This is a genomic window from Shinella pollutisoli (assembly GCF_024609765.1).
GTDB classification, from domain to species: Bacteria; Pseudomonadota; Alphaproteobacteria; order Rhizobiales; family Rhizobiaceae; genus Shinella; species Shinella pollutisoli.
Genome location: NZ_JANFDG010000019.1, coordinates 105,757 through 114,495 on the forward strand (window position 1 = coordinate 105,757; position 8,739 = coordinate 114,495).

The following is an 8,739-nucleotide window of genomic DNA, read 5'->3' on the forward strand; positions in this document are numbered from 1 at the left end:
TGTGGGATCGTCGCTCAAAGTACCATATGGTGGAGTTCGCTTTCAGGTACATTCTTGGGCCAAATCGCTCAACATGCGCCGAACATTCTCTGGAACGCTTACCGACACGGCGGCTTCGGCCGCCAATGCCAAACGAGCGACTTGGACGAGTGGATCGGATACTGCAACCAAAGCCTCATCAATCACCGGCACCGTCTTTTGCGGATTGCGAAGCCTAAAGCGAGACTGCTCTACAATCACACTCCAAGTCGCCACGGCCCAATCTTGTAACGGCTTCTTCAACCGCGACTTAAATTCCGACCCTGACACCCAGAGGAGAAATCTAATGGTAGCTGCAAGCGCTACCCTGGGATTGGCAGACAACCCATCGGCTTCAATCGTCGCCGCGATCGAGGTGGCTGTAAGCTCAGCTAAATCGCGGGGTTCTCCCTCGGAGCCGACCATCAGGCGCGCCAATCCCCGGACACTGGTCCATTCCTCTCCCTCAAGAGCAGCTCTGAGCGCGCGGACCGAGTCACCATCACCCTCCATTGCACGCGCCATGGCGAACGAGATTGCGAGGTCGACCGCACCTCGCCGTGCGGCTGCAGGCTCACTCCCGTCGAGAACGCAGACCGGCAGCATCCCCCTGGTTGGGTTCATAATGTCGCCTACACTTTGCACTATCCCCTTATCCTCGAGATAGGCCAAGCCCGCGCCATATCTTGGTAACGCCGAGACCAGCGCAGCTACATCTCGCGTGAGCAACAAGTGGTCAGCGAATTTCTTCTGGCGGCCAACCTCAAGCCCCAAGATGGGGCCATCACCAAGTCGCTGATAAAGGCTTTGGAAGAATTGGACCTGCCCCAAGTCGAGAGCCGCATCTGCGAGAAGATACCACCCGAGATCTAAGGGACCAATTGGAAGTTCTCGGATTGCTTCTACAGGGTCCGGGTTGCTGCATGCACCTGGCGGCTGGACGGTCTCTTCAAAATCGACCGGCGTTCCGCGCGTCTCTCGCATCAGCCATAGTACGGCGTTGCGAACGACGCGGTGGCAGTAGGCTGCGTTGAGCGAAGCGTCGGGGTCTAAGTCCCGAAGCTCATCGAGCGCTTGCGCATAACCGGCAATTGCTCCGGCAGCATCACCTGCTTTGAATGCGGCTTGAGCGGCGTCTGCACGTAACCCAATCTTCAACGAGGGCAACGAGCCAATATCAAAAGCAGAGAAGCATATGCGAGCGCGCTCGAACCATATCTGCGCCGACTTCCAGTCGCCGGTCTCTGCAGCGCTGATTCCAGCTTCGCGGGCAATGAACCCACGCTCTACCTCATCATGGTTTTGTTGCGTGTCATTCCAAACTTCTTCCAGATCGCGCAGTGCAGCTCCATGGTTGCGCGACTGCCACTGGATCCTCGCACGCGCACGCGAAATCGACGCCACCGGCCCGAGGCGAGCTTCCGCCTCTCCGAGAGCGGCAAGTGCGCGGACAGAATCCTTCACATACTCGTTCAGCATCGTTGCCCGTGCCGCATGGCAGCGCGCCGCGAGCGCAACATTGCCCCAGCGTTCAGCGAGTTCCGCTATCGCTCTGTAGTCATCTGCCGCCTGTCCCCCGTCGAAGCTTTCGGTCTTCGCACTGTGCAACCAGGCAGCATCCACTACATAGCTGTAATGGCCCGGCCCGCTATCGAGACCTGAGAATAGTCGGTTTCGCACCTCGGGGGTCAATTTATCGAGTTGCTCGAAGGTAGCCCGTAGTGCCTGGGTCGATCGCAGCTTCGTCGCCTGATGGATGAAGGCGAAACCCTGAATTTCACCACCGATCTGGCGCTGGGAGTCTCGGACTGTGGCGGCGACCTGTCGCAGCCTCTCATCGATCTGCGACAAAGCATCGAAGCGCACGAGCAACTCAAGCCACTCGGGGATTGCGTGAACGATCGTGGTCTGAATCAGTATCTTGGAAAGAACGACAATCTCGAATCTCGCACCTTCCTCGCCAGCAGCCAATTCCGAGCGCATCGCAATCCAGGCCGCGCTAGCTCGTTCCACATCATCGCCTGCAAGTGTAACCAGCAACTGGGCTAGTCGTAGCATGAGGGAGATCGTCGGATTTGCGGGGAAAATTAGCCGATCAGTCTTGAGCGAGGCAATTGCCGGAGCGTGGCGCGCGAGAAGCTCCAACGTCTCGCTCGACGCTGTCAGTACGGAATGCGCGTAACCAGTCAGATGTGTAGGATCACCGCCTTCCATTGCATGATAAAGGAGAGCATCTCCTTCGTTGACCGACAGCGGTGAAGACTGCAGCAGGAAATCAGCGACCGCACGATGAACGCGCGTTCCCTCCGCCGGCGAGAGTATTTCGTGCCCGGCGGTCGAGATGAGTGGAGACACACGCAATTGATCGCCGCCGACCCGCTCGATCCAAGGGCCAACTAGGCGATCGATTTCAACTCCTGGATGCGCGATCGCCGGTTCAACATCAGCAAGGGTGACCGCTAGCGCCCGTGAGAATCGTCCATATACGAGGCTCGTGCGAAACAGCATGGTGCGCGCGCCGTCAGGCATCGCCGACATCAACCGATCGCGGGCCACGCGGCGTTCTTCCGTTATGTCCGACGCCTCCCCGCAGAGAAGCGCGCGTATAGCGCCACGTGACCAGTCGGCTGCGCGCATATGCAGGATAGCAGCCTGAACAAGTTGGGGATGACCGGCCGAACCGGCCAGATGGATAAGCCGGCCGAGACTGCGAGCGCCGCCGGCAGCCTCAACTAGATCGCTGACTTCCTCAATCGTGAGATACGGTACCTCGATGACCACTGCCAACGATCCGCAAATCGCGTCCAGCGACCGTCGGGCGGGCGCTGCAGCCGATGTCACGATCACGGCGCCGCCTCGCCGGTGCATCGCAGTGACCAACTTTTTCACTGCGCGACGGACCGATGGATCGTCAAGACATTCAAGGTCGTCGAGCAGAATTGTTGTGGCCGGTGACACCACTAGCTCACCAAGCACAGTTGCGAGCCGCATCGCTGCGGTTGGCGCATCCACCCGCCGGAAATCCGCAACGCTCCAAGAACCACGCCGCCGAATAGCAGCTCGCGCGGCGGCATGCGTTTTACCCATGCCAGTACTGCCGGTAACGACCGCGAACGCGGCCGTCGACAATTGATATTCTACATCGCCAATTAGCTCGCTCCTTTCGGCCACGGGAGCAGAGCCCGACTCCATCTCGCCAAGCATAAGTAGCGTCTCACGCGCCGAGGGGGCCATTCCCGCCGACGCGCCAAGCATTGCCTCGACGATGCCACGTGGGAGCGACACTCGCCCCAATTGCTCTCCAAGCTCGATCAGATCGGCACGGCGCAGTCGACGCTTTTCGGACTTGATAGACGTTCGCAAAATGGTCGTGATAACTGTATCGACCATCTTGCGACCCACGTCCGCATTCAGGCGAAGCACGCCCGTGGCGAACTCGATCAAACCGGACTGCAATTCATCTGCAACGCCTTCAAGGGGCGCTTGACCAGCATCCCAATGTACACGCCGTATCAACTCGTCGCGCAGAGAATCGTCATCGCGAAGCTCTATGAACTCGCGGGTCTCCGCCTTGAGCTTCAGTCGCAATAATTGTGTACGCAAAGGCGCAATTGGCGCGCCGGCGGCCGCGCGCCGCCAGTATTCGAGTGTCGGTCCATCCTCGATCCTACTTTCTGCCGAACGCTCTCGGCCGATGGGCGAGGTAGTTAAGTGACGCAGCGTAACGGTCATGTGCGTATTTCGACTGACCAGATCGACATAAGCATTGAGCGACGCTGCAACGCCTGGGCTGTTGATGGTCAGAGAGCCACTGCCGGCCGTGTCTTTCACTTGGACGCCGGAGAGTACGTCGCCCACTGCGGTCGCATAATCCTCGGCGACTTCGAGAAAAAGTGTTTCACTATCAGACAACCGCAGCCATGCCAGCGCTGAGGCATAGAGCTGGTAGCCATAGCCTCGCAACGAAGCGACTGCTTCACGTGCGGGATCGCCGGCTGGGTCGCCTAGCCGCTCGCCTGCACTGAAAGACTGGATGGTGGATTCCGTCACCAATGGCGCCCCCCTTCTGAAGCCGCTACCGACGTGCGGTTGGAGAAAAGCGCTCGTTTGTCGAGAGAATGCGAAGCCACGATGGCGCTCTTGTGAGCGCAATATACCAGTCCTTGTTTGTTATTGTGTCAGCCGCCATCGTTGACTCTGTGAAGGATTGCTTCTGGATTCAGCACGTGCAGCCTAGAACAATTCACCTTAGGTGGTCGATGCAATCGCCTCTTTCAACAACATCATTTCGCAAGCTGCCAGTCAGCAAGCAGCCCCCCTCTTTAAACCTAGACTTTGCGCGTTTTTCCTATGGCCAATGGTTGGCCCGAGGAGAACTTAAATGGGTATCGCGCAATATGATCCTGCCGCGCTGGGCAGACCGGCATGGAACGCCGGCCGACAAGTGGGCGTGAAGAAGCCGCTAAAGCAACGCCAAATCTGGGCGGTCCGCTTTTTCCTAGATCGAGAGGGGCGAATGAGAGACCGCGCGCTGTTTGATCTCGCCATCGACAGCAAACTTCGAGGCTGCGATCTCGTTAAGATAAAAATTGGGACCCTCGTCACAGGTCAGGAAATTCGGTCTCGTGCCATGGTCGTTCAGCAGAAGACTGGACGTCCCGTACAGTTCGAGATCACGTCCGAGGTCAGGGCAAGCCTGCTTGCCTGGCTTCAGCGTAGGGGAGGAACTGTCGATGACTACGCCTTTCCCAGTCGAGTTGATCACGCTGATCATCTCAGCACTAGACAATATGCCCGGTTGGTTGACGAGTGGGTGACGGCCATTGGTCTGAGGCGTGAGGACTACGGAACACACTCGCTTCGACGCACGAAGGCTGCAATGATTTACAAGGCGACAGGCAATCTTCGTGCGATCCAGATTCTACTCGGACACACCAAGATCGAAAACACGGTCCGGTACCTCGGGGTCGACATAGAGGATGCGCTGGAACTGGCGGAGCATACAGAGATCTGACAATGAGCGGCCTCGCGCTAAGCGGGGCCGCGCCTCGGCAGAAAGCTGCTAAGCGCCTCCATTCCAGCCATTCAGACTGCACCCTGGCCGTTCTGAAAACCGGTCTGTCCGTTCACACAACCATCATTGCTTATATAGGGTGATTTCCACATTCTCCATTCAGCACGGTAGACAGGATCGCCATATGCGAATCTTTTAAGTTCCCATAATCTCAACGTCTTCTACTAGGGACAAGGATCTAACGGACAGAACGATGGCGGCAGAGGAGATACCGATAGACGAGATGGAACTGGCTATGCAACTCGGCACACGCGGCTTGGTTCGCACGGTTGCGGATCGCGGGTGTCGGCGTCTCGACGATAATCATTCTGCCTTGATCGAGACGCTTGCGACCATTTTAAACGCTACCGACGCACCATCGATTGACCTCCATATTGAAGAAGCGCTCGCAGAGCTGAATGGACCGCGCTTTTTCCTCGTCCAGCATACTTTGTGCGATCTGATACCCCTTCTAAACGTAGAACTGGACATCCTTCTTTCCTTCGCTGCGCGCCTACTCGATGCAGGCGGCAACGATCTGGCCGCCGGCGCCCCGAGTGCTGCTTTTGGGGAGTGGACCAAGAAAGACCCAATCAGGTCCCTCAGTGTCTACGAAGCTGCACGTACCGGCGACAAGCTCGCTCTGCGTCAATTGTTCACGGTTCTTCGAATGAACACGGATGCTGAACAAGCCCTTATGTTCGCGCGATCTGACGAGCGAGAAGCGAAGCTCGCGGCCATCTCGGCCTTGGGTGCTATGGAGTTGGGTGAACGCTACGGCGAGGTGTTCGACACCCTGCTTCAAGCGGCGTCCAGCGAAGATCAGGACACTGCCCTCCGGTCCCTCGAGGCGGGCTACCGTGCTGCCGCACAGCGAAAAGAAACCGCACCAGCCGCTTTCGACGAACAATTGGGCCGGGTCCTTGAGACGCGCAGTCCGCTCGCGATTCACCTTGCGGCAGACCTGCTTTGGCTCCACCGAGGAGGCCTTGCAGAGAACGCCATAAATCTGTGTCTCGATGCCGTTGCCTACGTTGAACCAGATAACACTGGCACGATATCGCACATTGACCATGCCACATATCAACTCGTGGGCGCCGGGTGCGTCGAGCCTGTGGTGCGCCTACTTGGTGAATTGATAGATCGTTCAAAGGGTCGGATTACGCTGGACGCGTTCCAGGCCACCTACCACGCGCTGCAAAATGCAGGCTCTGACGTGCTGGGTGGCGCGGTTGTGTACTGGCTGCTGAATGGGGGCACGCACACTCGCAAATGCGTGGCTAGCGAAGTTTGCGGTGTCGGGAATGATGACCTTCCTTTTTCCATCCCCACGTCGTCGCTTCCACCAGACCCATCGGACCAACTATTCCTCTGCCGCAAGGCCGTCGGATGGTTCTTCATCGATCCGCTGGCCGCAGTTGTCATTCCGTTAGCGGTACTTCGCGATGGATCTCCGGATATCGCGAATGACGTCCTCGATCTGATCTACGATCCCCTGCTGCTGAGCTATGGCGGGGCGCTGAAGAATTACCTTGAGCGCTACGTTACGGACGGCGGAAGGAACGGCGCAGGCCTCGCTGAACTGCTCGCACGTAAAACCGCATTTCAGAATGCGATGAAGGGCATCGAACGCCTTGTCGAACTGCACCCCAGCGAAACGCAGCGCGAGGCGGAGCGTGTTCAGTGGCACGAGCAGATGGAACGAGGCATGGAGCGGGGGCGGCGGAAATCTATCCTTGAGGACCTCTTCACGAAACAATACATTCTGTACGGTAAGTCGTCGTTAACGCCGATTTATACCGGTGATGGCACCACAAGTCTGACCGAAACCGAGATGAAATCGTTCTCGATTTCGTCCGAATTACCTCTCCTCGATATTGTTGATCCCGTCGGTCTCGACCATATGCTTATCCACTTCAAGCTCGAGCCGCGGGAACAGCGATGAAACTTGTCGTTACACATTATCTGCGCTCGCTGCGGGAGCGCGATGAACTCGATGCTATTCTTCCGGATCTCTTGGCTGAGAGTGGGTTTGAAGTTTTAACCCGTCCCCGCCGTGGCACGCGGCAAGCCGGTGTCGACGTCGCTGCAGTCGGCCCCGATCCTGATTGCGATGGTGCTAGAAGCCTGTTCCTGTTCACAATCAAGTCCGGCGATTTGACGAGAGAGCATTGGGATACAGGTCAGCAGGCCGTACGGCCATCGCTCAACGAGGTTCTGGATGAGTATATTCCGAACCGCATCCCGCCACACCTGACGAATCTGCCTATAGTCATTTGTGTCTGCATGGGCGGCGAGATGCGCGAGGATGTTCGCGCCCAATGGAGTGGCTTCTGCCGTACGAACGAGAAAGCCAACATTCACTTCGCCGAGTGGAACGGAGAGCGCCTCGCGAATCTGATCCTCAGCGGCATGCTACGTGCAGAGTTAATTGAGAGCGAGCACCGGGGGGCGTTCCAGAAGGCGCTCGCGATGCTAGATCAACCCGACGTCGCTTACCGGCACTTCTGTCACTTGCTTAATGCCATCTTCATTGAGCCGAAGAACCAGACAGAGCGCACACGCCAGCTACGTAAGGCGTATCTGTGCCTTTGGATACTCTTTGTATGGGCTCGCGACGCCGATAACCTTGAGGCGGCGTATCGAGCATCTGAGCTGGTGCTGCTACGCAGTTGGCCGCACTGCGATGGCACCCGTTTGGACAAAGAGTCAACGCGACAGGAGCGGCTTGCTCATTTCGATCAGGTCGTGAAACTCTACATGATCATCGCTCACCTTCTTCTCGTTGAGAAGATTGGGCCGTTTGCCGACAAGCGCTACGCGCTATCGATGGCCGTAAATTCACGCAACACAGTCGACATCAACATCGCGCTGTTTGAGACGCTGGGGAGGTTGTCGCTTCACGGACTGTGGTTGACTGCGCTCAGCGCGGGGCAGGACGAAACGTTCGGCCGAGTGATGAACGAACAAGCTGATAAGGTACTTAACCTAGCGATCGGGATAGTGAACGCTAACCCGGCGCTCATCGTCCCCATTCGCGACGACTTCGCGATCGAATTGGCCCTCTTCATGCGTCTCGCAGACGTGCGCGGCCGTCTTCACAACGTCGCCGACTACATCCGTGGAATGTCCGATCGCCTATGCAACGGGCTGAGCTTACGGCGGCACTATCCGACGCCGACGACAGTATATCGAGACGTCCTCGTCCATCCCAAAGACCGCAGCGACACATACTTTGAAGAGCATACACGAGCGGGGATTCTCTATACCTTTGTTCTCGCTTGGCTTGCGATAATGGGAGACCAGGAACGCGCAGAGCGATTGCGTAGCGCGCTGCTGGAGTACGCTCCGCACATGACCCACCAAATCTGGGTTCCGGACCGTCGAACGGATGAAGTATTCTGGGATGGTGATCGAGATCACGGGTTGTCGGTACCAGGCCTGCCACTCAACGAATCGCTCGAAGCCGTTTTTGATCTCCTGAATCGCGTAATGAACGAGCATCCGCTGGATGAGCGAGTAAGCGCTGTTCGAATTCACTTGACCCCGATCCTACTCACGGCATGTCGCCACTATCGCATGCCTGTACCAGTGCACATTTGGCAGTAACCGGTGTTCTGCCCCCACATTGGCAGCCGCCGTCTGATCTGTGATCGCCTTTCCATGGA

Annotated in this window: 4 protein-coding genes; 3 read left to right on the forward strand and 1 reads right to left on the reverse strand. The window is 57.5% G+C overall.

Translation table 11 applies throughout. The annotated features are described in order from the left end of the window. Positions 1-42: 42 nt before the first annotated feature. The gene (locus NNZ72_RS16355) at positions 43-4,068 is read right to left on the reverse strand and encodes a hypothetical protein (RefSeq protein WP_257316458.1); all 4,026 of its coding nucleotides are present in this window, start codon (positions 4,066-4,068) and stop codon (positions 43-45) included. Between the two features lie 331 nt (positions 4,069-4,399). Between NNZ72_RS16355 and NNZ72_RS16360 the strand changes: the two genes are divergently transcribed. The 3 genes from NNZ72_RS16360 to NNZ72_RS16370 all read left to right on the forward strand — a co-directional run bounded on the left by NNZ72_RS16360 (position 4,400) and on the right by NNZ72_RS16370 (position 8,680). After that, positions 4,400-5,032 (forward strand): tyrosine-type recombinase/integrase, encoded by a 633-nt coding sequence (locus NNZ72_RS16360; RefSeq protein ID WP_257316459.1) that lies wholly within the window; start codon positions 4,400-4,402, stop codon positions 5,030-5,032. A 253-nt stretch (positions 5,033-5,285) separates the two neighbouring features. Next, positions 5,286-7,016, forward strand: a complete 1,731-nt coding sequence (locus NNZ72_RS16365; protein WP_257316460.1) for a hypothetical protein — start codon at positions 5,286-5,288, stop codon at positions 7,014-7,016. Further along, the gene (locus NNZ72_RS16370; RefSeq protein WP_257316461.1) at positions 7,013-8,680 is read left to right on the forward strand and encodes a hypothetical protein; all 1,668 of its coding nucleotides are present in this window, start codon (positions 7,013-7,015) and stop codon (positions 8,678-8,680) included. Before NNZ72_RS16365 ends, NNZ72_RS16370 begins: the two co-directional genes overlap by 4 nt. Positions 8,681-8,739: the final 59 nt, after the last annotated feature.